Origin of the sequence: Pseudomonas sp. Q1 (genome assembly GCF_009935975.1) — a bacterium.
Lineage (GTDB): Bacteria > Pseudomonadota > Gammaproteobacteria > Pseudomonadales > Pseudomonadaceae > Aquipseudomonas > Aquipseudomonas palleroniana.
Genome location: NZ_QODI01000010.1, coordinates 229,360 through 255,190, shown reverse-complemented (window position 1 = coordinate 255,190; position 25,831 = coordinate 229,360). Strand labels below are relative to the sequence as shown.

At 59.8% G+C, this 25,831-nt stretch carries 24 protein-coding genes and 1 tRNA gene; 19 read left to right on the top strand and 6 right to left on the bottom strand.

The window, feature by feature from the left end; genetic code table 11:
- The first annotated feature begins 365 nt into the window (after nt 1–365).
- From thrS to DK870_RS17790, 9 genes are all read left to right on the top strand, one after another.
- A complete protein-coding gene (gene thrS / locus DK870_RS17830) occupies nt 366–2,288 on the top strand; it encodes a threonine--tRNA ligase (protein ID WP_060756900.1) in 1,923 nt (640 codons plus the stop codon).
- Nucleotides 2,288–2,839, top strand: coding sequence for a translation initiation factor IF-3 (gene infC / locus DK870_RS17825; protein ID WP_174554058.1), 552 nt, complete (start codon nt 2,288–2,290; stop codon nt 2,837–2,839). The genes thrS and infC overlap by 1 nt, the downstream gene beginning before the upstream one ends.
- 60 nt (nt 2,840–2,899) lie before the next feature.
- Nucleotides 2,900–3,094, top strand: a complete 195-nt coding sequence (gene rpmI, locus DK870_RS17820) for a 50S ribosomal protein L35 (protein ID WP_002553160.1) — start codon at nt 2,900–2,902, stop codon at nt 3,092–3,094.
- A 30-nt stretch (nt 3,095–3,124) separates the two neighbouring features.
- Nucleotides 3,125–3,481 (top strand): 50S ribosomal protein L20, encoded by a 357-nt coding sequence (rplT, locus tag DK870_RS17815; RefSeq protein WP_003174975.1) that lies wholly within the window; start codon nt 3,125–3,127, stop codon nt 3,479–3,481.
- A gap of 109 nt (nt 3,482–3,590) precedes the next feature.
- Nucleotides 3,591–4,607 (top strand): phenylalanine--tRNA ligase subunit alpha, encoded by a 1,017-nt coding sequence (gene pheS, locus DK870_RS17810; RefSeq protein ID WP_034099107.1) that lies wholly within the window; start codon nt 3,591–3,593, stop codon nt 4,605–4,607.
- A gap of 26 nt (nt 4,608–4,633) precedes the next feature.
- Nucleotides 4,634–7,012: a phenylalanine--tRNA ligase subunit beta gene (gene pheT / locus DK870_RS17805; RefSeq protein WP_161549288.1), complete on the top strand. Its 2,379-nt coding sequence runs from the start codon at nt 4,634–4,636 to the stop codon at nt 7,010–7,012.
- 3 nt (nt 7,013–7,015) lie between these two features.
- Nucleotides 7,016–7,318: an integration host factor subunit alpha gene (ihfA, locus tag DK870_RS17800; protein WP_002553164.1), complete on the top strand. Its 303-nt coding sequence runs from the start codon at nt 7,016–7,018 to the stop codon at nt 7,316–7,318.
- Nucleotides 7,299–7,655, top strand: coding sequence for a MerR family transcriptional regulator (locus tag DK870_RS17795; RefSeq protein ID WP_003174972.1), 357 nt, complete (start codon nt 7,299–7,301; stop codon nt 7,653–7,655). Before ihfA ends, DK870_RS17795 begins: the two co-directional genes overlap by 20 nt.
- A gap of 90 nt (nt 7,656–7,745) precedes the next feature.
- Nucleotides 7,746–7,822, top strand: a tRNA-Pro gene (locus tag DK870_RS17790).
- A 359-nt stretch (nt 7,823–8,181) separates the two neighbouring features.
- On the opposite strand, the gene DK870_RS17785 is transcribed toward DK870_RS17790, so the two are convergent.
- On the bottom strand, nt 8,182–8,634 hold the full coding sequence (locus DK870_RS17785; RefSeq protein WP_161549287.1) for a helix-turn-helix domain-containing protein: 453 nt from the start codon (nt 8,632–8,634) through the stop codon (nt 8,182–8,184).
- Between the two features lie 172 nt (nt 8,635–8,806).
- Here DK870_RS17785 and DK870_RS17780 point away from each other — a divergent pair, with 172 nt between their 5' ends.
- Both DK870_RS17780 and DK870_RS17775 read left to right on the top strand, forming a co-directional pair.
- Nucleotides 8,807–9,748, top strand: a complete 942-nt coding sequence (locus DK870_RS17780; RefSeq protein ID WP_161549286.1) for an SDR family oxidoreductase — start codon at nt 8,807–8,809, stop codon at nt 9,746–9,748.
- Nucleotides 9,749–9,812: 64 nt separating this feature from the next.
- Entirely contained in the window at nt 9,813–10,433 is a 621-nt protein-coding gene (locus tag DK870_RS17775; protein WP_161549285.1) for an NADPH-dependent F420 reductase, read from the top strand.
- A 21-nt stretch (nt 10,434–10,454) separates the two neighbouring features.
- Here DK870_RS17775 and DK870_RS17770 read toward each other — a convergent pair whose 3' ends face one another.
- Both DK870_RS17770 and DK870_RS17765 read right to left on the bottom strand, forming a co-directional pair.
- The gene (locus DK870_RS17770; protein WP_161549284.1) at nt 10,455–10,997 is read right to left on the bottom strand and encodes an NADPH-dependent FMN reductase; all 543 of its coding nucleotides are present in this window, start codon (nt 10,995–10,997) and stop codon (nt 10,455–10,457) included.
- 309 nt (nt 10,998–11,306) lie between these two features.
- The gene (locus DK870_RS17765) at nt 11,307–11,507 is read right to left on the bottom strand and encodes a hypothetical protein (RefSeq protein ID WP_161549283.1); all 201 of its coding nucleotides are present in this window, start codon (nt 11,505–11,507) and stop codon (nt 11,307–11,309) included.
- On the opposite strand from DK870_RS17765, the gene DK870_RS17760 reads away from it, so the two are divergent.
- Nucleotides 11,466–12,329 carry an amidohydrolase family protein gene (locus DK870_RS17760; protein WP_161549282.1) on the top strand — a complete coding sequence of 288 codons (864 nt, stop codon included), beginning with the start codon at nt 11,466–11,468 and terminating at the stop codon, nt 12,327–12,329. The genes DK870_RS17765 and DK870_RS17760 overlap by 42 nt on opposite strands.
- Before the next feature lie 107 nt (nt 12,330–12,436).
- On the opposite strand, the gene DK870_RS17755 is transcribed toward DK870_RS17760, so the two are convergent.
- Both DK870_RS17755 and DK870_RS17750 read right to left on the bottom strand, forming a co-directional pair.
- Nucleotides 12,437–13,762 (bottom strand): LLM class flavin-dependent oxidoreductase, encoded by a 1,326-nt coding sequence (locus DK870_RS17755; protein ID WP_161549281.1) that lies wholly within the window; start codon nt 13,760–13,762, stop codon nt 12,437–12,439.
- 2 nt (nt 13,763–13,764) lie between these two features.
- Nucleotides 13,765–15,957 carry a TonB-dependent receptor gene (locus DK870_RS17750; protein ID WP_161549280.1) on the bottom strand — a complete coding sequence of 731 codons (2,193 nt, stop codon included), beginning with the start codon at nt 15,955–15,957 and terminating at the stop codon, nt 13,765–13,767.
- A gap of 205 nt (nt 15,958–16,162) precedes the next feature.
- On the opposite strand from DK870_RS17750, the gene DK870_RS17745 reads away from it, so the two are divergent.
- From DK870_RS17745 to DK870_RS17715, 7 genes are all read left to right on the top strand, one after another.
- Nucleotides 16,163–17,242, top strand: coding sequence for a LacI family DNA-binding transcriptional regulator (locus DK870_RS17745; RefSeq protein ID WP_161549279.1), 1,080 nt, complete (start codon nt 16,163–16,165; stop codon nt 17,240–17,242).
- 332 nt (nt 17,243–17,574) lie between these two features.
- A complete protein-coding gene (locus tag DK870_RS17740) occupies nt 17,575–19,968 on the top strand; it encodes a TonB-dependent siderophore receptor (protein WP_161549278.1) in 2,394 nt (797 codons plus the stop codon).
- A gap of 25 nt (nt 19,969–19,993) precedes the next feature.
- Nucleotides 19,994–20,959 carry an amino acid ABC transporter permease gene (locus DK870_RS17735; RefSeq protein ID WP_090369874.1) on the top strand — a complete coding sequence of 322 codons (966 nt, stop codon included), beginning with the start codon at nt 19,994–19,996 and terminating at the stop codon, nt 20,957–20,959.
- Nucleotides 20,952–21,725 carry an amino acid ABC transporter ATP-binding protein gene (locus DK870_RS17730; protein WP_161549277.1) on the top strand — a complete coding sequence of 258 codons (774 nt, stop codon included), beginning with the start codon at nt 20,952–20,954 and terminating at the stop codon, nt 21,723–21,725. The genes DK870_RS17735 and DK870_RS17730 overlap by 8 nt, the downstream gene beginning before the upstream one ends.
- A gap of 18 nt (nt 21,726–21,743) precedes the next feature.
- On the top strand, nt 21,744–22,667 hold the full coding sequence (locus DK870_RS17725) for an ABC transporter substrate-binding protein (RefSeq protein ID WP_060756884.1): 924 nt from the start codon (nt 21,744–21,746) through the stop codon (nt 22,665–22,667).
- A 10-nt stretch (nt 22,668–22,677) separates the two neighbouring features.
- Nucleotides 22,678–24,261, top strand: coding sequence for an FAD-dependent oxidoreductase (locus tag DK870_RS17720; protein WP_161549276.1), 1,584 nt, complete (start codon nt 22,678–22,680; stop codon nt 24,259–24,261).
- 11 nt (nt 24,262–24,272) lie between these two features.
- Nucleotides 24,273–24,695, top strand: coding sequence for a RidA family protein (locus tag DK870_RS17715; RefSeq protein ID WP_161549275.1), 423 nt, complete (start codon nt 24,273–24,275; stop codon nt 24,693–24,695).
- Between the two features lie 41 nt (nt 24,696–24,736).
- Here DK870_RS17715 and DK870_RS17710 read toward each other — a convergent pair whose 3' ends face one another.
- Entirely contained in the window at nt 24,737–25,777 is a 1,041-nt protein-coding gene (locus tag DK870_RS17710; protein ID WP_161549308.1) for an SDR family oxidoreductase, read from the bottom strand.
- Nucleotides 25,778–25,831: the final 54 nt, after the last annotated feature.

Here is a 25,831-nt window from a genome sequence, read left to right as displayed (position 1 = left end):
GAAATGCTCCTGGGGTTTGAGGACGAACGGCAATTCTCAGTGGGTTTGAGGGGTAGCGTACAGCTCAAGTTCACTTTCGCGACCATAAAGCCTGGAATTTGCTATTGCATGAAGAGGTGCCAGCACGATGACCGTTCATCTGTGCTAGCATCCGCCTCCTGGCTATTCCAAGGCGCGTCATTTGCCGCCTCGCCATGTCTTTTTAGCTCACTCCAGTCACTCTGGTTCGATTATCGGTTGGCCGAAAGGCTCCTGCCGCTGTAAGGCAGGCGTTCATCACTGAACGGCCTGGTGTTGGATCTTGTACTGGCTCATCCCAACCCACGTGACCTTTGGTAGGGGTCACCACTAGGAGAGGAGGCGCCATGCCAACTATTACTCTTCCCGACGGCAGTCAACGTTCATTCGATCATTCGGTTTCCGTAGCCGAGGTCGCCGCATCCATTGGTGCGGGCCTTGCCAAGGCCACCGTGGCCGGCAAGGTCGACGGCAAGCTGGTTGACGCCAGCGACCTGATCACCCGCGATGCCAGCCTGCAGATCATCACGCCCAAGGATCAAGAGGGGCTGGAGATCATTCGCCACTCTTGCGCGCACTTGATTGGCCATGCGGTCAAGCAACTGTATCCGACTGCGAAGATGGTCATCGGCCCGGTCATCGACGAAGGCTTCTATTACGATATCGCCTACGAGCGTCCTTTTACTCCGGACGACCTCGCGGCCATCGAGCAGCGCATGCATGCGCTGATTGAAAAAGATTACGACGTGATCAAAAAGGTCACGCCGCGCGCCGAAGTGATCGACGTGTTCACTGCCCGTGGCGAAGACTACAAGCTGCGCCTGGTCGAAGACATGCCGGACGAGCAGGCCATGGGCCTGTACTACCACGAAGAATACGTCGACATGTGCCGTGGTCCGCATGTGCCGAACACGCGCTTCCTGAAGTCGTTCAAGCTGACCAAGTTGTCCGGCGCCTACTGGCGTGGTGATGCGAAGAACGAGCAGCTGCAGCGGATCTACGGCACTGCGTGGGCTGACAAGAAGCAGCTGGCAGCCTACATCCAGCGCATCGAAGAAGCCGAAAAACGCGATCACCGCAAGATCGGCAAGCGCCTGAACCTGTTCCACCTCCAGGAAGAAGCGCCGGGCATGGTGTTCTGGCACCCGAACGGCTGGACTCTGTATCAGGTGCTTGAACAGTACATGCGCAAGGTCCAGCGCGAAAACGGCTACCTGGAGATCAAGACGCCTCAGGTGGTTGACCGCAGCCTGTGGGAGAAATCCGGGCACTGGGCCAACTATGCCGACAACATGTTCACCACCCAGTCGGAAAACCGCGACTACGCCATCAAGCCGATGAACTGCCCTTGCCACGTGCAGGTGTTCAACCAGGGCCTGAAGAGCTACCGCGAGCTGCCGATGCGCCTGGCGGAGTTTGGTGCCTGCCACCGTAACGAGCCCTCGGGTGCGCTGCACGGCATCATGCGTGTGCGCGGCTTCACTCAGGATGACGCGCATATCTTCTGCACCGAAGAGCAGATGCAGGCCGAATCCGCCGCGTTCATCAAGTTGACCATGGATGTTTATCGCGATTTCGGCTTTACCGAAGTCGAGATGAAACTGTCCACTCGTCCGGAAAAACGAGTCGGTTCCGACGAGCTGTGGGATCGCGCAGAGTCGGCACTGGCCGCAGCGCTCGACAGTGCGGGGCTTGCGTACGATCTGCAGCCGGGTGAGGGCGCGTTCTACGGTCCGAAGATCGAGTTCTCGCTGAAAGATTGCCTTGGTCGCGTCTGGCAGTGTGGTACCCTGCAGCTCGATTTTAACCTGCCGATCCGTCTGGGCGCCGAATACGTCTCCGAAGACAACAGCCGTAAACACCCGGTTATGTTGCACCGAGCGATCCTCGGTTCGTTCGAACGGTTCGTCGGGATCCTGATCGAGCACTACGAGGGTGCGTTCCCGGCGTGGCTTGCTCCGACCCAGGCAGTGATCATGAATATCACTGATAAACAGGCAGATTTTGCCGCTGAAGTTGAAAAAACTCTCAACGAAAGCGGGTTTCGTGCCAAGTCCGACTTGAGAAATGAAAAGATCGGCTTTAAAATCCGCGAGCATACCTTGCTCAAGGTTCCCTATCTTTTGGTTATTGGAGACAGGGAAGTCGAGATGCAGACTGTCGCTGTGCGTACTCGTGAAGGTGCTGACCTGGGCTCGATGCCCGTCGCCCAGTTCGCTGAGTTCCTCGCGCAAGCGGTTTCCCGGCGTGGTCGCCCAGATTCGGAGTAATTATTATTAAGCGTGAAATGAGACAAGATAAACGAGCTGCACCGAAAGCCCCGATCAACGAGAATATCTCGGCACGCGAGGTTCGGTTAATTGGCGCTGACGGCGAGCAGATTGGCATCGTCTCGATTGATGAAGCGCTTCGTATCGCTGAAGAGTCCAAATTGGACCTGGTGGAAATCTCCGCCGACGCAGTCCCGCCTGTTTGCCGGGTGATGGACTACGGCAAGTCGATCTTCGAAAAGAAGAAGCAGATTGCTGCGGCGAAGAAGAACCAGAAGCAGATTCAAGTAAAAGAAATCAAGTTTCGTCCAGGGACGGAGGAAGGGGATTACCAGGTAAAACTGCGCAACCTGGTACGTTTCCTGAGTGATGGGGACAGGGCCAAGGTATCCTTGCGATTCCGCGGCCGTGAGATGGCCCACCAGGAGCTGGGGATGGAACTCCTCAAGCGGGTTGAACAAGACCTGCTCGAGTACGGTTCGGTCGAACAGCATCCTAAGATGGAAGGACGCCAGCTGATCATGGTCATCGCCCCGAAAAAGAAGAAGTAATCTACAGGGCACGGCAGGCCTTCTGATTATGTTTATCAACTGAATGCGGAGTATCCGAACATGCCAAAGATGAAGACTAAAAGTGGTGCTGCTAAGCGGTTTCTGAAAACTGCTAACGGTATCAAGCACAAGCACGCTTTCAAGAGCCACATCCTGACCAAAATGTCGACCAAGCGTAAGCGTCAACTGCGCGGTAGCAGCTTGCTGCATCCGTCTGACGTGGCAAAAGTCGAGCGCATGCTGCGCCTTCGTTAATTTTTGGATCAAGAATAGAGGAAGTAACTCATGGCTCGTGTAAAGCGTGGCGTCATTGCCCGTAAGCGTCACAAAAAAATTCTGAAACTTGCTAAAGGCTACTACGGCGCGCGTTCACGCGTATTCCGTGTTGCCAAGCAAGCGGTAATCAAGGCAGGCCAATACGCCTACCGTGACCGTCGTCAGAAAAAACGTCAGTTCCGCGCTCTGTGGATCGCTCGTATCAATGCTGGTGCTCGTGTTAACGGTCTGTCCTACAGCCGTTTCATCGCTGGCCTGAAAAAAGCGTCCATCGAAATCGACCGTAAGGTTCTGGCTGAACTGGCCGTGAACGAAAAAGCGGTGTTTGCTGCGATTGTCGAGAAAGCTAAAGCCACCTTGGCTTAAGTACCCCCGACAGTCACCCTGGGCTGCTCCTGCAGCCCAAGGTGGTAAACGTCTTAAATAGGGGAAGAGCCTTCAAGCTCTTCCCCTATTTTGTATCTGGAGTCTGTACATGGAAAACCTGGACGCGCTCGTCGCTCAAGCTCTTGAGGCTGTGCAAAGCGCTGAAGATATCAATGCCCTGGAGCAAATCCGGGTTCACTACCTTGGCAAAAAGGGTGAATTGACTCAGGTGATGAAGACCCTGGGAAATTTGCCGGCTGAAGAGCGCCCACAAGTCGGAGCGCTGATCAACGTCGCCAAGGAGCGTGTCACAGAGGTTCTCAATGCGCGCAAGGCGTCGCTCGAAGAGGCTGACCTTGCAGCCAAGCTCGCGGCCGAGTCCATTGACGTAACCTTGCCTGGCCGTGGCCAGGCCTCGGGCGGTCTGCATCCGATCACCCGGACTCTGGAACGTATCGAACAGTTCTTCACCCATATCGGCTACGGCATTGCCGAAGGTCCTGAGGTCGAAGACGACTATCACAACTTCGAGGCGCTCAACATCCCAGGCCATCACCCGGCCCGGTCGATGCACGACACCTTCTATTTCAACGCGAACATGCTGTTGCGCACCCATACCTCGCCGGTACAGGTCCGCACCATGGAAGCGAACAAACCGCCGATCCGCATCGTCTGCCCAGGCCGTGTGTACCGTAGCGACTCGGATATCACCCACTCGCCGATGTTCCACCAGGTCGAAGGCCTGCTGGTCGATCGCGACATCAATTTCGCCGACCTCAAAGGCACTATCGAAGAGTTCCTGCGGGTGTTCTTCGAGAAAGAGCTGGCGGTGCGCTTCCGTCCTTCGTTCTTCCCGTTCACAGAGCCATCCGCCGAAGTTGATATGGAATGCGTGATGTGCAGTGGTAAAGGCTGCCGCGTCTGCAAGCAGACCGGCTGGCTGGAAGTGATGGGCTGCGGCATGGTGCACCCTAACGTGCTGCGTATGTCCGGGATCGACCCGGAAGAGTTCTCGGGCTTTGCCTTCGGCATGGGCGTTGAGCGTCTGGCCATGCTGCGTTACGGCGTGAACGACTTGCGTCTGTTCTTCGACAACGACTTGCGGTTCCTCGCGCAATTTCGCTAGTCGTAACGAATCTTTAGGAGAGCAGGATGAAATTCAGTGAACAATGGCTGCGTGGCTGGGTAAGCCCGCAGGTAGATCGCGACGAGCTGGTTGCCCGTCTGTCGATGGCCGGCCTTGAGGTCGATAGTGTGACGCCGGCCGCCGGTGTTTTCAGCGGCGTGGTGGTGGGCGAGGTGTTGAGCACCGAGCAGCATCCCGACGCCGATAAATTGCGTGTGTGCCAGGTCAGCAATGGCGCCGAAACCTTCCAGGTCGTGTGCGGGGCACCGAATGTGCGCCCGGGCCTGAAGATTCCGTTCGCGATGATCGGTGCTCAATTGCCAGGCGACTTCAAGATCAAGAAGGCCAAGCTGCGCGGTGTCGAGTCCAACGGCATGCTGTGCTCCCAGGCTGAACTGCAGGTGGGCGAGGGCAATGATGGCCTGATGGAACTGCCGGCTGATGCGCCGGTGGGCCAGGACATCCGCGTTTACCTGGAGCTGGAAGATGCCAGCATCGAGGTCGACCTGACTCCGAACCGTGGCGACTGCCTGTCCCTGGCGGGCCTGGCGCGTGAAGTCGGCGCGTTGTACAACGCACCCGTCACGCGCCCGGTTGTAACCCCGGTAGCGGCAGTGCACGACGAAGTGCGTTCCATTGAAGTGCTGGCGCCAAACGCTTGCCCACGTTACCTGGGGCGCGTGGTCCGTAACGTCGACCTGTCCAAGCCAACCCCGTTGTGGATGGTTGAGCGTCTGCGCCGTGCCGACGTGCGCAGTATTGATGCTGCCGTCGACATCACCAACTACGTGATGCTGGAGTTGGGCCAGCCGCTGCACGCCTTCGATCTCGCCGAAATCAACGGTGGTATCCGCGTACGCATGGCTGAGGAAGGCGAAAAGCTGGTTCTGCTCGACGGCCAGGAAGTTGCCCTGCGCGCCGATACCCTGGTCATCGCTGACCATTCCCGCGCCCTGGCGATTGCCGGCGTGATGGGGGGCGAGCACAGCGGCGTATCTGCGACCACTCGCGATGTTTTCCTGGAAAGCGCGTTCTTCGATCAGATTGCTATCGCTGGCAAGGCGCGTTCCTACGGCCTGCACACCGACGCTTCGCATCGCTACGAGCGTGGCGTGGACTGGAAGCTGGCCCGTGAAGCCATGGAGCGTGCTACTGGCCTGCTGCTGGAAATCACCGGTGGCGAAGCCGGTCCGATCACTGAAACCGTCAGTGAGCAGCACCTGCCGTCCGTTGCGCCGATCACCCTGCGTGCCAAAAGCGTTGAACAGATGCTTGGCCTGGTCATTGACCCCGCTGAAATCGAGCAACTGTTGTCGGCCCTCGGCCTGGGCATTTCCTCTAGTGGGGAAGGCCAGTGGCGCGTTGAAGTGCCGAGCCATCGCTTCGATATCAGCCTGGAAGTTGACCTGATCGAAGAACTGGCCCGCCTGTACGGTTACAACCGCTTGCCGGTTCGTTATCCGCAAGCACGCCTGGCGCCACAACCCAAGGCCGAGGCGCGTGCGCACCTGCCTGAGCTGCGTCGTCTGCTGGTCGCCCGTGGCTATCAGGAGGCGGTGACCTACAGCTTCATCGATCCGAAACAGTTCGAACTGTTCAACCCAGGTGTTGAACCGCTGCTGCTGGCAAACCCGATCTCCAACGACATGGCGGCCATGCGTTCGTCGCTGTGGCCGGGTCTGGTGAAAGCACTTTCGCACAACCTGAACCGTCAGCAAGATCGCGTGCGCATGTTTGAAAGCGGCTTGCGGTTTGTGGGGCAACTGGACGGGCTGAAGCAAGAGCCGATGCTGGCCGGTGTCGTCTGCGGTAGTCGCTTGCCGGAAGGCTGGGCGCAAGGCCGCGATGCCGTGGACTTCTTCGACGTTAAAGCTGATGTGGAAGCGGTATTGGGCTTCGCCGGTGCACTGGACGACTTTACGTTCGTGCCAGGCAGCCACCCGGCGTTGCACCCAGGCCAGACCGCGCGCATCGAGCGAGAAGGGCGCCTGGTGGGCTTCCTGGGTGCCATTCACCCCGAGCTGTCGAAAACCCTGGGCCTTGATCGTCCGGTCTTCGTGTTCGAGCTGGTCCTGGCTGAAGTGGCTTCGGGCAAAATGCCTAAATTCAGCGAGTTGTCGCGCTTCCCTGAAGTGCGTCGCGACCTGGCCCTGATCGCTGACCGTGAAGTCGCCGCCACTGCCGTTCTGGATGTAATCCGTGAAAATGCAGGGGAATGGCTGACAGACCTCAGGCTATTTGACGTCTATCAGGGTAAAGGTATTGATCCGCATAGAAAAAGCCTTGCAGTTGGCTTGACCTGGCAGCATCCATCGCGCACTCTTAATGACGATGAGGTGAATACCACGACACAAAATATCCTCACCTCGCTCGAACAAAGGTTGAACGCCACGTTAAGGAAGTGACGTATGGGGGCTTTGACGAAAGCTGAGATGGCGGAACGTCTGTACGAAGAGCTGGGTCTGAACAAGCGCGAGGCCAAGGAATTGGTCGAGCTGTTTTTTGAAGAAATCAGGCACGCTCTGGAAGACAATGAGCAGGTCAAGCTGTCCGGTTTCGGCAATTTTGACCTGCGGGACAAACGCCAGCGGCCTGGCCGCAATCCAAAAACGGGAGAAGAAATCCCGATCACGGCTCGCCGTGTGGTCACCTTTCGTCCAGGGCAGAAGTTGAAGGCCCGAGTTGAGGCTTATGCTGGAACCAAGTCATAACGACGAGCTACCCGTCATCCCTGGCAAACGCTACTTCACCATTGGTGAAGTCAGCGAGCTCTGTGCGGTAAAACCGCACGTGTTGCGCTATTGGGAGCAGGAGTTTCCTCAACTCAACCCCGTCAAACGCACCGGGAACCGTCGGTATTATCAGCGCCAGGACGTGCTGATGATCCGACAGATCCGTGCCTTGCTGTACGACCAGGGGTTCACCATCAGCGGCGCGCGTCAGCGTATGTCCGGTGATGAAGCCAAAGACGACACCACCCAATACAAGCAACTGATCCGCCAGATGATCTCCGAACTCGAAGATGTGCTGGTAGTTTTGAAGAAGTAATTCCGGCTTTTAAAATACTTCCACATTTCAAAAGCTTGCGGTATATTCCTCATCGCTTCGTTGCGAAGCGAACCCAGTAACACGCCTAGTCGGGGCGTAGCGCAGTCCGGTAGCGCACTAGCATGGGGTGCTAGGGGTCGAGTGTTCGAATCACTCCGTCCCGACCATATTTTTCAATGACTTAGCCCAACTCTAGCGAGTTGGGCTTTTTCATGCGTGGGGAATTTGCGGGGGGCATCTGCGTCCCTCCTCAAAATGCTCAGCGCCGGCCCACGTGAAGCCGTCGCTCACACCCGTTTACCTCCATAATCAGCTGCAGCAGCTGGACCAGTTGATCTTTAACGACTTGATCTTCGGTTGATGGATCGTGATCGGCACTTTGACGCGATCTCCCTCGTGTAGAAGGGCAGCCACAGTCTGATTAAAGAGAGGGCACCGCCGGCTTCCGATCCTCGCTGATAGGCCACAACTTATACGATCGGACACGTACTAATTGCCCTATGGCAGGGCGCGTTTACTACCTTGGTCATCCCCCGCTCTGGGGAAAGATGCATCCGCCATTACGAACCAATGCCTTCACTTCCTCGCTCACCTGCATCGGGTCTTGACTTAATCGAGCAACAAAATCCTTGCGTCGTCGCACGTACGACTTCGAATCATGCTTCGCGCTCCAAAGCACAATGCTGATCACAATGGGGATGAGGTCCAGGCCTTTCTCGGTCAGGGTGTAAAAGTCTTTACGTCTGTCGTCGGGACTGGGCGCTTTCGAGAGAACGCCTTGCTCTTCCAGAAAGGCGAGTCGGGAAGCAAGGACGTTGGTCGCAATTCCCTCTTCCGATTTCAGGAAGTCTCCATACGTCTTCTTTCCAACAAAAATGATGTCGCGAATGATCAAGAGCGACCACCGGTCGCCGAAAATCTCCACGCCGTAGTTCACTGCGCAATGCGACCGGAGGTCTTCTTTAAGAGTTGTCTTCATGTCTGAATCTTAGCATCACTTGCATGGAACAAGTAAATTTCTCTATATCACTTGTTTTTTGCAAGCAAAGTGATCAGCATGGATCCCACGTTGAGTGATTCGCTGGATTGCACCAGCAGCCTTGGACGCAATAGCGCCTTCCCGTCCCCCATCACCCACGAGGAGCTCTCATATGCATGTTTTTGTTACCGGAGGCACCGGTCATTCCGGTCCGTACATCATCACCGACCTTATCGCCGCCGGGCATGAAGTCACTGCCCTGGCTCGGTCCGACACGGCTGCAGCGGAGGCTGCTGCGCTTGGCGCCAAGGTACATCGCGGCAATCTTGAGGATCTCGACGGGCTCAAGGACGCGGCCGCGGCCGCGGACGGCGTCATTCACCTCGCGCATCGGCAGGATCTGATTCCAACTGGAGGGATCAACGCTGTTGCGGCCGCAGAGCTGGAGATCATGCTCGCCTATGGCGAAGCATTGGCCGGAAGCGGAAAACCGTTGGTCGTGTCTGGAAGCGTCGGCTCGCCCGGATGGGAAGGCTTGGGCCGGCCGGCCACCGAGGAGGATCCGCCGCTGCCTGGCGGCGCCCCGTACAAGAACACTCTGCGTGTTCGGAACATCGTGGAAACCACGGTGATCAGTCTCGCCGAAAAGGGCATACGGTCTTCTATCGTGCGGATCCCTGAGATCATGCACAGCTCCACCGATAACGCGGGCTTCCTTCCGCTGTTGATCGGGCTGGCCAAGGAAAAGGGTGTCGTCGGCTACCCGGGAGAGGGGGCCAACCGTTGGGGGGCCGTGCATGCCCGTGATCTTGCCAGTGTGTTTCGCCTGGCGCTGGAAAAAGGTGCGGCGGGCAGAAGCTGGCATGCAATCGCCGACCTGGCTATCCCGTATCGCCAGATCGCTGAAGCTATAGCCAGCCGGTTGAATCTGCCGGCCGTGTCTATCCCCTCTGACGTGCTGATGTTACCCGGATACTTCGGATTCCTTGCGAATCTGGTCACGCTGGATACCCCGACATCGAACGCTATCACCCGGCGGGTGCTTGGTTGGGAACCGACCCAACCCGGACTCTTCGCCGACCTTGATAGCGGTCATTACTTTCCGGCCGCCTGATGAGGTGACGGTGTAACCCGTCCACAGGCAATGAAAAACGCCCCGATTTCAAACGGAGACTGCAATGAGCACGATCAGCATCATCGGTTCGGGAGGCATGGCAGCGGCTGTTGGCGGCCGTATCGCCAGGGCCGGACACACCGTCGAGATTGTCAGCCGCGACTCCGCCAAGGCGCAGGCGCTTGTCGACAAGCTCGCATCTGGAGCGATCACAGGGGCTTACGGTGCCACTCCGACGGGCAGCATCGTTATTCTCGCCGTACCGTACACCAGTGCGGTTGCCGTGCTGGCCGATTTTGGGCAAGCGCTCGATGGTAAGGTGATCATCGATATCACCAACCCGGTCGCTCCCGATCTCTTGGGCCTCGTTACTCCCCACGGCAGTTCCGGTGCGCAGGAGATCGCCAAGGGGGCTCCGGCCAGCGCGCATGTCGTCAAGGCGTTCAATACCCTTTTCGGCCATGTACTGGTGAAGGATGAGCGCCTCGACGCATTCATCGCGGCGGACGATGCGGATGCCAAGGCGCGCGTCTCGACCTTCCTCGAGAGTCTAGGGCTGCGTCCGTTGGATGTTGGCGGCCTGCAGATGGCCCAGACGCTCGAGTGGCTCGGCCTGATGATGATCGGCTTGGCTAAAAACGGCGCCGGCACCTGGGACATCGCCATGAATGTCGATATCGGCTGAATCGCTGGCACCACACCCTCATCAGCAGGCCATAAGGTTTTGATTGTCGAGGTGCCGTTTAAACGCGTCGAGCGCAGTCCCCATCAGTGGCCCCATCACCGGATCGGTGATGATGCCCTCGGCGCTCAACTGGCTGGACAGCAGGTTAACGGTAATTGACGCTTCCTCGACGATGCGGGCTGACATCGTATCCAAGACCAGCCGCAATGCGGCTTGCGCGTGGCTGGCCCTGGGGGAAGCGTTGAAAAGTGCGACGGGCTTGCCTGGGAACTCTTCACTGCTGACGAGCCAATCGAGCATGTTTTTGAAGGCGCCGGGAATACCCCTGGCGTACTCGGGGCATGAAAACAAAAGCCCATCCGCCTGCCCGATAATTGAGCGTAGCGCCATGATGGTCTCGGGGGGATCTTCGAGCAGGTCCGGGTTGAAGTGTGGCAATTCTCCGATGCCTTCGTAATGCGTGATCAATATCCCTTCGGGGCAGAGACGCTCCGCTGCTCGTAACAAAATTGAGTTGGAAGAGGCCTGACGCAGACTTCCCGAGACAGCAAGCAAACGCACCATTTCAACACCGTTTGTGGTTTAGGAGTCGCTGGAGTTTGGCACGAGAGCTTGGTCGGGTCAGGCGTAAACTTGCCATTCGCGGTAGGCGTCGCAGCCGCTGCCCTCCCGGGAGATGAACGCTGGGCCCTTTATTTGGTTTATTTAATTAACTAGTTGTCGGTTTTAGATGTCGGAAACAGCCTCGTCAATGTTAAGTCAGCCTGATTTTTAATGATCTGATGTCGCCTATTATTGCAAGATTTACGAGGTTTTGAGGAGGGGGGTCGGAGTCAAGGCGAGTCAGTCGGTTTGCTCTTCGGTAGAAAACAATTAATTGACATAACTAATTTGGAAGGCTAATTTCGCCTCAACAAAAACGGTAGACGCGCCAAAAAAACCGAGGCGCCGCACGCCGGTATCGATCCGGATCGGCAACTGGCGAATGTTCGCCGCTAGCTTGCCGTTTGCCTGACTGTTGAAGGAGCTGAAATGAACATCGCCGATCTGGTCGCTATCGATGTGCACACCCATGCCGAGTTCTCCTGTCATGAACCGGATGATGACTATCGCATCGAGTTCGAAGACGCCAAACGGAAATACTTCAAATCGGGTTCACCACCCTCCATCGACGAAACCATTGCTTATTACCGTGAGCGCAAGCTCGGCCTGGTGATGTTCACCGTCGACTGGGAATTCGAGATCGGGCGCAGGCGGGTGCCCAACGAAGAGGTGGCTCGCGCCGCTCAGGACAACGCTGACATGATGATGGCGTTCGCCAGTGTGGATCCCCATAAAGGAAAAATGGGGGTTCGGGAAATGCGCCGTCTGATCGAGGATTTCGGTATCAAAGGGTTCAAGTTTCATCCGACCTGCCAGGGTTTTTTCCCGAATGATCGCATGGCCTATCAACTGTACGAGGTCATTGCGGAGTCTGGCTTGCCGGCCATTTTCCACAGTGGCCATTCAGGTGTCGGCAGTGGCATGCCGGGGGGAGGAGGGTTGCGCTTGAAGTACTCCAACCCTATGCACCTGGACGATGTCGCAGCGGACTTCCCCGAGATGAAAATCATCCTGGCGCACCCCTCATGGCCTTGGCAGGATGAGGCACTGTCGGTGTGCCTGCACAAACCGAATGTCTACATCGACCTGTCGGGTTGGTCGCCCAAGTACTTCCCACCTCAGTTGGTGCAGTACGCCAATACCTTGCTGAAACATAAGATGTTGTTTGGTTCTGACTATCCGTTGATTACCCCGGATCGCTGGATGAAGGATTTCACCCAGGCCGGTTTTAAAGAGGAAGTCCATGCTTTGATTCTGAAAGAGAATGCGATCAAGGTGCTCGGCCTTGGGTGACGGAATTTTTTCAGCAAAGCCATCTCATCCACGAATGCCGCCATCGACAGCGTTTTTGACTTCAATGGCTTTAGGCAGCAGGCGGTTCCGGCAGACAAATCCCCATGTCAGGTCCTTTCAAAACGATTGGCAGGGCGCGCCAAACCGAGGTTTTCACGCAGGGTAGCGCCGGTGTATTCGGTGCGGAAAAGGCCACGCCGTTGCAGTTCGGGCACCACCCACCGGGCGAAATCTTCAAGCCCGCCCGGCAGGTGCGGTACCAGGATATTGAAACCATCGGCCGCGTTGTTTTCGAACCAGCGCTGCAGCTCATCGGCGATCTGCACAGGTGTGCCAATCACGCTGTAATGCCCGCGGCCACCGGCAATGCGCCGGCCCAGTTGCGCCAGGGTCAGGTGCTCGCGACTGGCCAGCTCGCTGAGCAGTTGCTGACGGCTGCGCTGGCCGCTGTCGGTCAAGGGCAGTTCGGGTAGTGGCCCGTCGAGGGGGTAGCCCGACAGGTCAAAATTGCCCAGCATGCGCCCCAGTAATGCCACGCCGACTTGCGGCTCGACCAGCGCCTGGAATGCCTCGAATTTCGCCTGCGCCTGGGCTTCGGTCTGCCCGACCACGACAAACATGCCCGGCATGATTTTCAGCGAATCCTGCGCGCGCCCGTAGCTTTCCAGGCGCCCTTTGAGGTCGGCGTAAAATGCCTGGGCCTGTTCCAGTGACGTCTGCGCGGTAAACACCACCTCGGCGGTTTGCGCCGCCAACTCACGACCGGTTTCTGACGAGCCCGCCTGCACAATCACGGGCTGGCCCTGTGGCGAGCGCGCCACATTCAGTGGGCCTTTGACGCGAAAGTGCTCGCCGACGTGATCCAGCACATGCCGCTTCGCCGGGTCGTAGTAGGTGCCGCTGGCCTTGTCGCGCACGAAGGCATCGTCTTCCCAACTGTCCCACAGCCCGGTCACCACCTGATGGAATTCCCGCGCACGACTGTAACGCTCAGCATGGCCCAGATGTTCGTCGCGGCCGAAATTCTGCGCCTCGGCGGCAGCGTCAGACGTCACCAGGTTCCAGCCCGCCCGCCCATTGGACAAGTGATCCAACGAGGCGAATTTACGCGCCACATGGTAGGGCTCGTTGTACGTGGTGGTCGCTGTCGCGATCAGGCCGATGTGGTCGGTCACGGCACTCAGCGCCGACAGCAAGGTCAGCGGCTCAAAATGGTCCGAACGCGCCATGTGACTGGCAATCTCGCCCGTGGCCGCTGCAATGCTGTCAGCCACGAACAAGGCATCGAATTTTGCCGCTTCGGCCACGCGTGCCAAATGTTTGTATTGGGCGAAATCCAGCCCGGCATTGGCCGGTACATCCGGGTGACGCCAGGCGGCGACGTGGTGACCGGTGGCCATGAGAAAGGCGCCGAGCTTCAGTTGACGGCTCATGCTCAGAAGTCCTTGCGCAGTTGCACGCCGAAGTAACGTTCATCGTCACGGGGCACGGCGCGGTAGATGTAGTTGCCACCGCTGGCCAGCAGCGGCGAGTAGGACTTGTCGGCAAGGTTCTTGGCGAGGAGGGCCACGCGCCAGCCATGGCTGTAGTCGGCCAGGGCGACGCTGGCATTCCAGATCCCGTAGGCGCCTTGTCGGGTGTCGACGTTCTGGCTGATGTCGTACTGCACTTCGCTCTGCCAGCTGTAGTCGGTACCCAGTTCGATATCCAGGCCGTTGTCCAACGGGATGCTGTAGTCGGCGCGTATGTAGCTTTTCCAGTCCGGGCTGAAGGGTAATGGCTTGCCATTGACGTTGCAGGTTGCCGCTGCGCCGGCCGGGCAGGCGAATTCATCGATGCGCGCACGGGTATACGCCAGGGCGCCGGAGAGTTTGAGCTGTTGGGTGGCCTGCAAGGCGTAATCCAGCTCGACACCTTCAGTGCTGACGCTGCCGGCGTTGATCAAGCGTGTCACGACCTGGCCGGCAACCGTGTCAAAGAAGTTGGCCTGATAGTTGTCGTAGTCGCTGTGAAACACCGCCAGGTTGGTCGTCAGGCGGTTGTTCCAGGCCGTGGCCTTGACCCCGGCTTCCCAGGTGTTGGAGGTTTCTGGCTTGAGCGCGCTGGTGTCACGCGGTTGCATATTGAAAAACACGTTGTAAGCCGGGCCTTTGTAGCCACGCGAGTAAGTCAGGTAACTGGTGAGGTTGTCGCTGATGTCGTACTGCACGCCCAGACGGCCGGACCATCCATCCTCGTTCACCGAGCCCGAACTGGACGTGGCGGGTTGAATCCCGCTGACCGTGGTGGCCGAGGTGGAGACACGGCGGTGAGCATATTTCAGCTCGTCATGGGTGTAGCGCAGTCCGGCGATGCCGCGAAAGCGCGAGGTGAAGTTCAGCGTGGTCTCGCCGAATACTGCACTGCTGTCGCTGGTGGTGCTGTAGTCGGCGACGCCACGGTCGGTGCGCGAGGGAGTCGTCAGCGTACGCTGATAGGTTTCTTCATCCTTGCCGTGCATGTAGAACAGGCCACCGACGTATTCAAGAAACTCACCTTTGGGTGAGGCCAGGCGCAGTTCCTGTGAGTATTGATCGAACGCCAGCTCGCCTTTGTCGGCGGTGCCGGGGAACGTGGCAGTCACCGTGCCCAGGCGGTCACCGTCCTGGTATTGAGTGTTATCCCAGCCGCGCCACGCGGTGATCGAGGTCAGGGTGTAGTCGCCAAGGTTCCAGTCCAATTGGGCCGAAAGCCCCTTGTTGGTGTCTTCCACATGGCTGCGGGTGTCGGTGTTGATGTTGCGGTTGTCGCCGGAAGCGCGCACCGGCGCCAGCGCGTTGGCGAACGCCGGGGTCAGGGACTTGCTCACCACGCCGTTTGGCGCGTCGTCGTGGGACTGCATGTAGTCGGCGATCAGGGTCAATTTCACGTCGTCGTTGGGGGTAAATTCCAACTTGCCGCGGATGCCCTTGTGGTTGTAACCGTTTACTTCTTGCCCGTTATGCTTGTTGTCGACATTACCGTCGTAGCTGCCGAACAAGGTGCTGATCGACCCCTTGAGCACATCCGGCACCAGGCTGCCGCCGATGCCGAAACGGGTGCGGCTTTCGTTGCCGCTGTACCAGGACTGGTCGATATAGCCGTGGGGTTCGGCGCTGGGCGCTTTACTGGTGATGTTCAGCACACCGGCCGACGCGTTTTTACCGAACAGTGTGCCTTGCGGGCCGCGCAGCACTTCGACGCGCTCCAGGTCCAGCAAGTCCAGGGTGGCCTGGCCGGGGCGGGCGTAGACCACGCCGTCGATCACCGTAGCCACCGTCGGCTCGACACCGGGGGAGGTGGAGATGGTGCCCACGCCGCGCACGAATAGCGAGGTGTCCTTGTTCGAGGCGCCGGTGCGGAAGTTCAGCGACGGTACCTGCTGGGCGATACTGGCCACACCGTTGCGGTTGTCACGCTCCAGTTGTTCGCCATCCAGCACGGAGACGGCCACTGGGACTTTCTGCAGCGATTCTTCACGGCGAGTGGCAGTGACGGTCACGGCGTTGAGCGTCGATTCCTGCTCGTCGGCCGCAAATGCGCCCGGCAAGGGCAGCATGGTGAGGCCGGCGAGAAACAGCAGTTGAGAGTGTCTTGGAAAGTTGTACATGCTTTGCCCGCTCAAAAAATGCCCTGGACCGTTACCGTTCTACGACGGTAACGCCTGTGAAATCGTCTTTGGCATTCGCTCGAGCGAGTAGCAGACATTACGCTTTGTTAGCGCTAACATCGGCATTATTGTTGGGCGCGTTTTAGAACGTCAAATATTTAAAAATTAGCCCTATATTCTTTTTGGTTTTTATCAGGATGGCCTTGTGAGCGAAGAGAAACCGCGTAAACGTCGTGGCGCAGGGCGCGTTACCCTCAACACCGTCGCCCGACAGGCAGGCGTGTCGGCGATCACCGTGTCACGCTATTTCAACCAGCCGGAGCAAGTCTCGGTGGAGCGCCGCGAACGCATTGCCGAGGTGGTGGCTGAGTTGGGTTACGTGCCCAACCTGGTTGCTGGCGGGCTGGCGTCGGCTCGAGGGCGCATCGTGGCGATGGTGATCCCGAATATTTCCGGGCCGATCTTCGCCAATACTCTACAGGGGGTCAGCGACACCCTCGCTCAGCATGGTTATCAGCTCTTGTTGGCGTCGAGTTACTTCAGTGCCGAGCAGGAGGAACGGGCAGTGCGCGCATTCCTCGGTTGGTCGCCGGCGGCGCTGGTGCTGACGAGCCGTTTTCACAGTGCCGGCACCGAAAAGATGATCGCCGACGTCGATATTCCAGTGGTGGAAACCTGGGATTACGTGCCCGAGCGCGAACCGTTACAGATCGGCTTCTCCCATTACGAAGTGGGCGTCACCGCTGCGCGTTACCTGCACGGCCAGGGCTACCGCCGCATCGCTTTTGTACAGAACAGCGCCACCGGTGACTTCAGTGCGATGGAGCGAGGTGAAGGTTTTGCCGCGACGCTGATCGAGCTGGGTGTGCAGCCCAGAGTCTTTACCCCCGATGCCGGCAGCGCTCCGTTCGAAGCCGGCAAGCAGGCAATGGACGCGCTCATGCGCCACGCCACGCCGCCTGATGCAATCTTCTTTGCCAATGACAACCTGGCCGCCGGTGGATTGCTCGCCGGTCAGCGCGCCGGTGTGAACATCCCCCAGGACTGCGCGGTCCTGGGTTTCGGCGATTATCCGTTCGCCGAAATGCTGTTGCCCAGCCTGAGTACGATCAAGCCGCCCGCATTGGAGATAGGTGTTCTGGCCGCGACCCGCGTGCTGGAAAGTCTCGGCGTACTGCCGGTTGAACATGAGGTGCAACGATTGAGTCGGTTGGAGTGCCACTTGATCGAACGCGAAAGCACACGGGTGTCACCAGGACTCAGATCATCCATAAAACATTCTTAATATGAATAAAGATTTTTATAAATAATAAAATTAGAGAATATTAGCTTATACCAAAACAGCATTATATTTTTGAAATCCATTCCGTTATGTTTGGACTCAACAGCCTACCCCTGACCCCGGATGGTGCCCAGCGTGATTCAGATTCCGCGCACCATGCCAGGGTGATCAACCCCTGAGCCCGCCGCGAATCGTTGGAAGGGAGCTCAACCCATGTTGCTGATTCAACCCCCTCGCCACACCTAGCCCAAACCGCCGAAACACCTTCTGACACCGCGCCGTCACCACGACGGCGTGTCTGCCCGACTTCGCGATTTGGAAATGCTGGAGTGGATATGAAACAAGTCTTGCAACCCACCGCCGCGCTGGCACTGGCCATGCTGGCCAACGCTGCACAAGCCCAGGACGACAGTACCCTGACCACGGTGGTCGTCACCGGCAACCGTGGCGCCGAGCAGCGTACGGTCACCAGCAGCCCGGTGCCTATCGATGTGGTCAGCGCCAAGCAGTTGCAGAGCACCGGCAAGCCCGGCCTGATGGAAGCCTTGAGCGCGGTCATCCCGTCGCTCACCTTGCCGGAAAAAACCGGCTGGGACGCCAGCGGCATTGCCCGTGCGCCCAACCTACGTGGCCTGAGCGCCGCCGAGGTGCTGGTGCTGGTCAATGGCAAGCGCCGCCACACCAGCGCCACGCTGAACATCAACGGTATCAACACGGGGGCGGCACCGGCCGATCTGGACCTGATCCCCATCAGCGCCATCGACCATGTGGAAGTGCTGCGCGACGGCGCCGCCGCCCAGTACGGATCCGATGCCATTGCCGGCGTGATCAACGTGATTCTCAAGGCCGACACCGGCGGCACCTCGGTCACCAACATCGGCCAGGGTTACGACGGCAAGAAGCAGACCGTGCAGCAAAGCCTCAACAAAGGCTTCGAGATCGGTGACGGCGGTATCCTGCAACTGGCGCTGGATGCGCGCAGCCAGAATGACGACAACAAAGCCAGCGCCAACGGCTACACCTATGAGCAGGCGTATGGCCTGGCGGGCAAGGCTACTTATGGCGGCTACGGCACGCCCAAGACCAACCTGCTGACCCTGGGCTACAACGCCGAGCTGCCGATTGATGACAGCCTCAGCCTGTACTCCTTCACCACCTATTCGCGGCGCAAGGCCGAGCAGGGCCAGAACTTTCGCCTGCCGACCATCACCAACACCATCACTACCGGGCCCAATGGTTACCCGGCCGGTTACACGCCTACCTGGTACATCGACGAGGACGATTTCCAGGCGGCCGTCGGCGGCAAAGGCAGCGTCGGTGAGTGGAACTGGGACTTGTCCACCACCTACGGGCGCAACGAAGCGGAGCAGGGCACCACGCATAACCAGAACCCATCCCTGGGTGAAGCCACGCCGAACAGTTTTACCTCCGGCACCTGGATCTCCACCGAGCTGACCACCAACCTGGACTTCAAGCGCGGTTTCGATATCGGCCTGCAAAAGCCGCTCGATCTGTCCTACGGCTTCGAGCATCGACGCGACACGTATGAGGTGCAGGCCGGTGACTACGCCTCCTATGCCAACGGCGGCTACTGCGTGGCGCCGGGTAATTGCGCCTCGTCGGGGGCCCAGGTCACCAACGGCATTTCGCCGGCTGAAGAAAGCAGCGCCTCGCGCAACAGCCTGGCCAGTTACGTCGATGTGGGGTTCAACCCGCTGCCGGACTGGTACGTCGGCACGGCCTTTCGTTATGAGCATTACAACGAAGGCGTGGGCGCCACCCGCAGCGGCAAGTTGACCACCCGCTACGATTTCACGCCGCAACTGGCCGTGCGGGCCACGGTCAGTAATGGTTTTCGTGCACCGTCCCTGGCCAACAGCCTGTTCAGTGCGCGTTCCACCACGTACGGGGTGGTTGATGGTGTGTATCAATCGATCAACTACGGTGTATTGCCGGTGGGCTCGGCGGCGGCCAAAGCCCTCGGTGCGCAGGATCTCAAGCCCGAGCGCTCGACCAACTTCAGTCTCGGTTTCACCTTCACACCCTCCGACCGCCTGAACTTCACCGCCGATGCCTACGTGATCAACTTGCGCGACCGCATCACCCTCACCGGCACCTTGCTCGGCCCCGAAGTCACCCAGGTGTTGCAGAACAACGGCATCAATTCCACGTCCGGCGGCCAGTACTTCATCAACGGTGCCGACACCCGTACCAAGGGGCTCGACCTGGTGGGCAACTACAACCAGGACCTCGGCCAATTCGGTGCGTTGAAATGGACGGCGGCGTTCAACTGGAACCAGACCCGGATCCTCAATTACCAGGCATCCACCACCATTCTGGGCACCGCCTACGATCTGATGGATCGACAGGCCCGCAACCTGATCACCGGTGTGCAACCCAATACCAAGCTGATCCTGGGCGGCGACTGGAGCATCGACCGTTTCAACCTCAACCTGGCGTTGACCCGCTACGGGTCGTACAAGGAGGTCAACTCCTCGGCCAATCGTGACCTCGACCGAGTCTACAACGCCCGCTGGATCACCGACCTCGACCTTGGCTACAACCTCACCAAAGCCCTGAACATCGCCGTCGGTGCCAAGAACCTGTTCGATCTCTACCCCAAGAAACAAGGCGTGCCGAGCAGCACCATGCTCGCCAGCTACGGCACCTATTCGCCCTACGGTTTTACCGGCGGGTACTACTACACCCGTTTGACCTACGCCTTCTAACGCCTGCACGAGCGAGGAACAGAACATGCCGATCGTCGCCAAATCCTATGACCTGATTGATCAGGCCGGCCCGGTTCGCCAGGCCCGCGTCACCCCGCCGATCAAGGCCCTGCAGGTGGTGCCCGCCCGGCATCCCTGGCGCTGGGCCGGGTCGATATTCGCCGCATTGGTGCTACTCGCCATTGTGCATTCCCTGGCCACCAACCCGCGTTGGGAGTGGGGCGTGTTCGGCCAGTGGTTCTTCTCGCCGTCGGTGCTGCGCGGCTTGGGCCAGACCTTGCTGCTGACGCTGCTCAGTACTGTGTTCAGTGTCATCCTCGGCACCGCGCTGGCGTTGGCGCGGCTGTCGGGGTCGCCGCTGCTGGCGGCGTTGGCCTGGGGCTACATCTGGTTCTTCCGCTCGATACCGGCACTGCTGGTGCTGATCATCCTCTACAACTTCGCCTATCTGTATGACCACATCGTGCTCGGTGTGCCGTTCACCGAGGTGGTGTTCGCCGAGTGGTCGACGGTGGATGTGCTCAGCCAATTCACCGTAGCGGTACTGGGCTTGAGCCTGATGCAGGCGGCCTATGCGGCGGAGATCATTCGCGGCGGCCTGATCGGTGTCGACGCCGGCCAGCATGAGGCAGCGGCAGCCCTGGGCCTGCCCGCCTCGCGGCGCATCTTTCGCATCATCCTGCCCCAGGCGCTGCGCTCGATCCTGCCGTCGGGTTTCAACGAAATCATCGGCCTGGTCAAGGGCACTTCCATCGTTTACGTGCTGGCCTTGCCCGAGCTGTTCTACACCGTGCAGGTCATCTACAACCGCACCCAGGCGGTCATCCCGCTGCTGATCGTGGCGACCGTGTGGTACCTGATCATCACTACCGTGCTCACCAGCGCCCAGTACTACGTCGAGCGCCACTTCGCCCGTGGCACCGCCCGCGTATTGCCGCCCACGCCGCTGCAACGCGTGCGCGGCTGGTTCAAGGAGAAAACCCATGGCTGAGGCACGCGCCGGGCGCATTCAGATCCAAGGCGTGGGCAAGCGCTTTGGCCACCAGCAGGTCTTGCGGGATATCGACCTGACCATCGACCCGGGCAAAGTCACGGTGATCCTCGGGCCCTCCGGCTCGGGCAAATCCACGTTGCTGCGCACCATCAACCATCTGGAGAAGATCGACAGCGGGCATATCACCATCGATGGTGAATACGTCGGCTATCGACGCCAGGGCGACCTGCTGTTTGAGCTCAAGGAGCGCGAGATTCTCAAGCGTCGTATCGACGTCGGTTTCGTGTTCCAGAACTTCAACCTGTTCCCGCACCTCACCGCCTGGGAAAACATCGCCGAAGCGCCTCTGGCCCATAAGCGCTGGAGCAAGACCGAGGCGCGGGCCAAGGCGGCCGCGATGCTGGCCAAGGTCGGCCTGGCGGACAAGGCCGATGCCTACCCACGCCAGCTCTCCGGCGGCCAGCAACAGCGGGTCGCCATTGCGCGAGCCTTGGCGCTGGACCCCAAGGTGCTGCTGTTCGATGAGCCGACTTCGGCACTCGACCCGGAACTGGTGGGCGAAGTGCTCGACGTGATCAAGGGCCTGACCCAACTGGGCGTGACCCTGGTGATCGTCACCCACGAGATCGGTTTTGCCCGCGAAGTGGCCGACCACGTGGTGTTTCTCTGCGACGGTCAACTGATCGAAGAAGGCCCGCCCGAACAGATCTTCCGCCAACCCCGACATCCCCGCACCGTGGCCTTTCTCGGCAAAGTGCTTTAGTTCAAGGAGTGACTGCCCATGCTCATCCACACCGCCCGCCTGGCCTTGCTCACGCTCGCCGTCGGCACCGCGCACAGCGCGTACGCCGTGCAACAGGTCGACCTCAGCCCCGACCGCGTGCGCATCCATGCACCGCGCAATGAAGCCGCCATCGCGCAGATCCCGCCGGGCTTCAAGTTCGCCCAGCCGGGCAAGTTCACGGTGGCCGTGTCCGGCGTGGCCGGGCCACCCCTGGCGCTGCTGGCCAATGATGACAAGACCACCATCGGCAGCGAAGCCGACACCGCGCAGTTGGTCGCTGACAGCTTGGGCCTGCAGCTCAACGTGGTGCAGACCAGTTGGGAAGACTGGCCCCTGGGCGTCAGCTCGGGCAAATACGACGCGGTGATCAGCAATGTCACCGTGACCGAGGCGCGCAAGAAGCGTTTTGACTTCGCCACGTATCGCCAGGATGTGCTCGGTTTTTATGTGAAGAGCACCAGCCAGATCAGCCAGATCAAGCAAGCCTCGGACATTGCCGGGCTGAAGATCATTGTCGGCTCCGGTACCAACCAGGAGAAAGTCCTGCTGGCCTGGAACGAGGCCAATGAAAAGGCCGGCATCAAGCCTGCGTTGTTGCAGTACTTCGACGACCAGGCCGCCGCCCAGTTGGCGGTGCAGTCGGGGCGCAGCGATGCGTTGTTCGGGCCCAATTCGGTGTATGCCTATTCGGCGGCGATCACCGGCGGCATCAAGCGTGTCGGCACCGTGAATGGCGGCTGGCCGCTGCAGGCGGATATCGCCGTGACCACCCGCAAGGACAACGGTCTGGTCAAGCCGATCCACACTGCGTTGGAGGGCGCCATTGCCGGTGGTCAATACGAACAGGTGCTGCAACGTTGGGGCCTGGATGTGGAGCGTGTCGACCAGTCGCGGATCAACCCACCGGGCTTGCCGGACTAGGAGCAACGACATGGGACTGACACGACGTGAAGCACTCTCGACGATTGCTGCAATAGGCGGCGAGCACGCCGTCAAGGATGCCCTGGCGGTATTGGGCCTGGGGCCTTCCTCGCACCGCCGGCCGCAACCTCTGAAACTCAACGCAGGCTTGGGGCAGGGCACCCGCGTGCTGGTGCTCGGCGCCGGTATCGCCGGGCTGGTCAGCGCCCTGGAACTGAGCCGCGCCGGGTTCAGCGTGCAAGTGCTGGAGGCTCGCGAGCGAGTCGGCGGGCGCACCTGGACAATCCGTAACGGCGACCGCGTGGACTACCTGGACGGCCGTACGCAAACCGCCGCCTTTGACCAAGGCCACTACTTCAATGCGGGGCCGGCGCGGATTCCCAGCCAGCATCGCACGATACTCGACTATTGCAGCGAGCTGGGGGTGCCGCTGGAAGTGCTGGTCAACAGCAGCCATGGCGCCCAGGTGCGACCGGACCTGCAACAGCCGGCGTTCACGGTGGGCCAGGCGATCAACGACACGCGTGGACACCTGTCCGGTTTGCTGGCCAAGGCGGTGCAACGCGATGCCCTCGATGATGTCTTGAGCGGCGAAGAACGCACCCGGTTGCTGGTGTTCTTGCAGGTGTATGGCGACTTGTCCCAAGAGCTGGCGTTCGAAGGCACGCTTCGTTCAGGCCACCTGGACTCACCGGCCCATCCCGGTGCCTTGCCCGCCAGCCGCCGCCCGCTGGCGCTGGATCGGCTGCTGCACCCCGAACTCTGGGGCGCGTTGTTGCACACCGAGTTTCCGGAATTCTCGGCCACCATGTTCCAGCCCGTGGGCGGCATGGACCGCATCACCGAGGCGTTCTACCAGCGCGTGCGTGGGCAGGTGCAGCTGGGCGCCCAGGTGCGGCAGATCCGCCAGCTTGAAGACGGTGTGGCGGTGACCTACCACGACTCGCGCAGCGGGCGCGAACAGGTGGTGCGGGCTGATTATCTGGTCTCGACCTTGCCGCTGCCGCTCCTGGCCAGGCTCGACACCGACTTCAGCGACCCGATCAAGGCCGCCTTGCGTAGCACGCGCAGCGATCAGGCGACCAAGGTGGCGTGGCAATCCCCGCGCTTCTGGGAGACCGACTACCGCACCTATGGCGGCCTCTCGTGGATCGAACACCCGGCGCGCCTGCTGTGGTATCCGAGCAACGACCTCAACACCCGCGAAGGTGTGCTGGTGGCCGGTTACGTGACCGGGGAGGGCGCCGACGTGTTTGGCGCACAGCCGTTGGCCCAGCAGTACGCCACCTCCAGGGACGCCGTGGAGTGGCTGCATCCGGGTTACTCCAGGCACTTGCGCCACCCGCTGGCGGTGTCGTGGGAGCAGGTCCCCTACAGCGAAGGCCCCTGGCTGCAACGCGAACACTTTCCGGCCGACGCCAGCGCCTTGCTGGAGCAACCCCACGGCCGTGTGTATTTCGCCGGTGACGGCCTGGTGCAGAGCGGCGTGGGTATCTGGCAGGAATCGGCGGCCAACTCGGCGCGGCATGTGGTCGGGCAACTGGCTGAACGGGTGACTCATCAACGACAGATGGCGGCAGTGGCCGCTTCATAAGGAGCAACACCATGAGCGACAGCATTCAACGCACCGGTCTCGGTGATTTCCCGATCTCGCAGACCGTCACCGTGCCCGCATCGGCGAGCCTGGTGTTTGTCAGCGGTACCTTGCCGGACCTGGTCGATCCTAACGTCCCGGCCGCCTACGGCAACACCGAAATACAGACGGTCTCGGTGTTCAACAAAATCCGCAGGATCTTGCGCCAGCAAGACCTCGACCTGGGCGATATCGTGCAACTGCGCGTCTTTCTGGTGGGCGCCGAGGAAACCGCCTGCCAGCTGGATTTCGCCGGGCTGCAGCGCGGCTACACGCAATTTTTCGGCACGCCGGAGCAACCCAACAAACCGACGCGCACCGCGTTGCAAGTGGTGGCCTTGCCGTTGCCCGGTGCGCTGGTGGAAGTGGAGGCGATTGCCGCTCGGACGGCATGATTCCATTCGCTGTTCACGGCTCTGTGCAGGGCCGTGACGCATCAGACCTTGTCTGTTGCGCCCTGGTTTTTGTTGAACCCGCCATGCTTGCGATACCAGGCCACGGTGTCGGAAAGGGTCTGCTCCAGCCCTCGAAAACTCAGGCCCAGCTCTTGTTCACTCTTGCGCGGGTTGAAGCCGGTGCGGTGCTCCTCTCTTACCAATAGGCGCACCGTCGCCATGCTCAGCAAAACCGGCTTGCCGGTCAGGCGCGCATACACTTCCTGCACCGCCGCCAAAAGGTAGAGCACGGGCAGTGGCAGTTGCCGGGCAGGGGTTTTGACCTCGGCGATCCGGCCCAGGGCAGGCACCAACTGGCGCATGGTCAGGTTCCGACCGGCCGCGAGGTAGCGCTCGCCTCGTCGCCCGTTTTGCGCCGCGGCAATCAGAGCCCAGGCCACATCACGCGCATCGACCACGGAGAAGGTGCCGGGGATCAGCCCGGGCAACTTGCCGTTGACGACATCCTTGACCAATTGTCCCGAGGACGTCGGGCCGATATCACCCGGGCCCCACATCCAGCCCGGCAGCACCATGCAGGCAAACATCTGGGGATGCGTTTCAAGAAAGGTCAAAACCACACGGTCGGCGAGGATCTTGCTGCGGTAGTAGTCGTCCGCATCGGCTTCGGCGCGCAGGCATGTCTCATCGATAGCGCAGCCTGGGGCGCCGTCGAGCACGGCAATCGACGAGGTATGCACAAACCGGCGGACCCCCGCGCGGTAGGCCTGTTCAAGCAGGTCTCGCGTACCGGTGACATTGATTTTTTCGAGCGCTTCCCAGTGGCTGCCGCCTTTGTAGTTGTCGCGAAAGAACGCTGCCGTATGAAACACCGTATCGCAGCCGCGCAACGAGGGGGCGAACGCGTCGATGTCGGCCATGTCGCCAACCACTAGTTGCACCGTGGGGAGGTCATTGAACTGCTGTTCACCTTTGGCTTTTGAGCGGACAAGCGCTTTGACGGCGTAGCCCCGTGCGACCAGTTCCCGCACCAGGTTGTTTCCCAGCAAGCCGGTTGATCCCGTAACGAATACGTTGCGCATCACCGCGTGTTCTGCGTCATGGTCGAGGCCCTTGGTCATACATGTCATTCCAGT

Bases quoted from the DNA above. Each gene is read 5' to 3' on its own strand.
- DK870_RS17785 (WP_161549287.1), bottom strand. From the start codon at position 8,634: ATGAAGACAACTCTTAAAGAAGACCTCCGGTCGCATTGCGCAGTGAAC.
- DK870_RS17760 (WP_161549282.1), top strand. From the start codon at position 11,466: ATGAACATCGCCGATCTGGTCGCTATCGATGTGCACACCCATGCCGAG.
- rplT (WP_003174975.1), top strand. From the start codon at position 3,125: ATGGCTCGTGTAAAGCGTGGCGTCATTGCCCGTAAGCGTCACAAAAAA.
- DK870_RS17715 (WP_161549275.1), top strand. From the start codon at position 24,273: ATGAGCGACAGCATTCAACGCACCGGTCTCGGTGATTTCCCGATCTCG.
- DK870_RS17765 (WP_161549283.1), bottom strand. From the start codon at position 11,507: ATGGGTGTGCACATCGATAGCGACCAGATCGGCGATGTTCATTTCAGC.
- DK870_RS17710 (WP_161549308.1), bottom strand. From the start codon at position 25,777: ATGCGCAACGTATTCGTTACGGGATCAACCGGCTTGCTGGGAAACAAC.
- DK870_RS17730 (WP_161549277.1), top strand. From the start codon at position 20,952: ATGGCTGAGGCACGCGCCGGGCGCATTCAGATCCAAGGCGTGGGCAAG.
- rpmI (WP_002553160.1), top strand. From the start codon at position 2,900: ATGCCAAAGATGAAGACTAAAAGTGGTGCTGCTAAGCGGTTTCTGAAA.
- pheS (WP_034099107.1), top strand. From the start codon at position 3,591: ATGGAAAACCTGGACGCGCTCGTCGCTCAAGCTCTTGAGGCTGTGCAA.
- DK870_RS17770 (WP_161549284.1), bottom strand. From the start codon at position 10,997: ATGGTGCGTTTGCTTGCTGTCTCGGGAAGTCTGCGTCAGGCCTCTTCC.
- DK870_RS17775 (WP_161549285.1), top strand. From the start codon at position 9,813: ATGAGCACGATCAGCATCATCGGTTCGGGAGGCATGGCAGCGGCTGTT.
- DK870_RS17740 (WP_161549278.1), top strand. From the start codon at position 17,575: ATGAAACAAGTCTTGCAACCCACCGCCGCGCTGGCACTGGCCATGCTG.
- DK870_RS17780 (WP_161549286.1), top strand. From the start codon at position 8,807: ATGCATGTTTTTGTTACCGGAGGCACCGGTCATTCCGGTCCGTACATC.
- DK870_RS17725 (WP_060756884.1), top strand. From the start codon at position 21,744: ATGCTCATCCACACCGCCCGCCTGGCCTTGCTCACGCTCGCCGTCGGC.
- DK870_RS17720 (WP_161549276.1), top strand. From the start codon at position 22,678: ATGGGACTGACACGACGTGAAGCACTCTCGACGATTGCTGCAATAGGC.
- DK870_RS17755 (WP_161549281.1), bottom strand. From the start codon at position 13,762: ATGAGCCGTCAACTGAAGCTCGGCGCCTTTCTCATGGCCACCGGTCAC.
- DK870_RS17795 (WP_003174972.1), top strand. From the start codon at position 7,299: ATGCTGGAACCAAGTCATAACGACGAGCTACCCGTCATCCCTGGCAAA.
- DK870_RS17735 (WP_090369874.1), top strand. From the start codon at position 19,994: ATGCCGATCGTCGCCAAATCCTATGACCTGATTGATCAGGCCGGCCCG.
- thrS (WP_060756900.1), top strand. From the start codon at position 366: ATGCCAACTATTACTCTTCCCGACGGCAGTCAACGTTCATTCGATCAT.
- ihfA (WP_002553164.1), top strand. From the start codon at position 7,016: ATGGGGGCTTTGACGAAAGCTGAGATGGCGGAACGTCTGTACGAAGAG.
- DK870_RS17750 (WP_161549280.1), bottom strand. From the start codon at position 15,957: ATGTACAACTTTCCAAGACACTCTCAACTGCTGTTTCTCGCCGGCCTC.
- pheT (WP_161549288.1), top strand. From the start codon at position 4,634: ATGAAATTCAGTGAACAATGGCTGCGTGGCTGGGTAAGCCCGCAGGTA.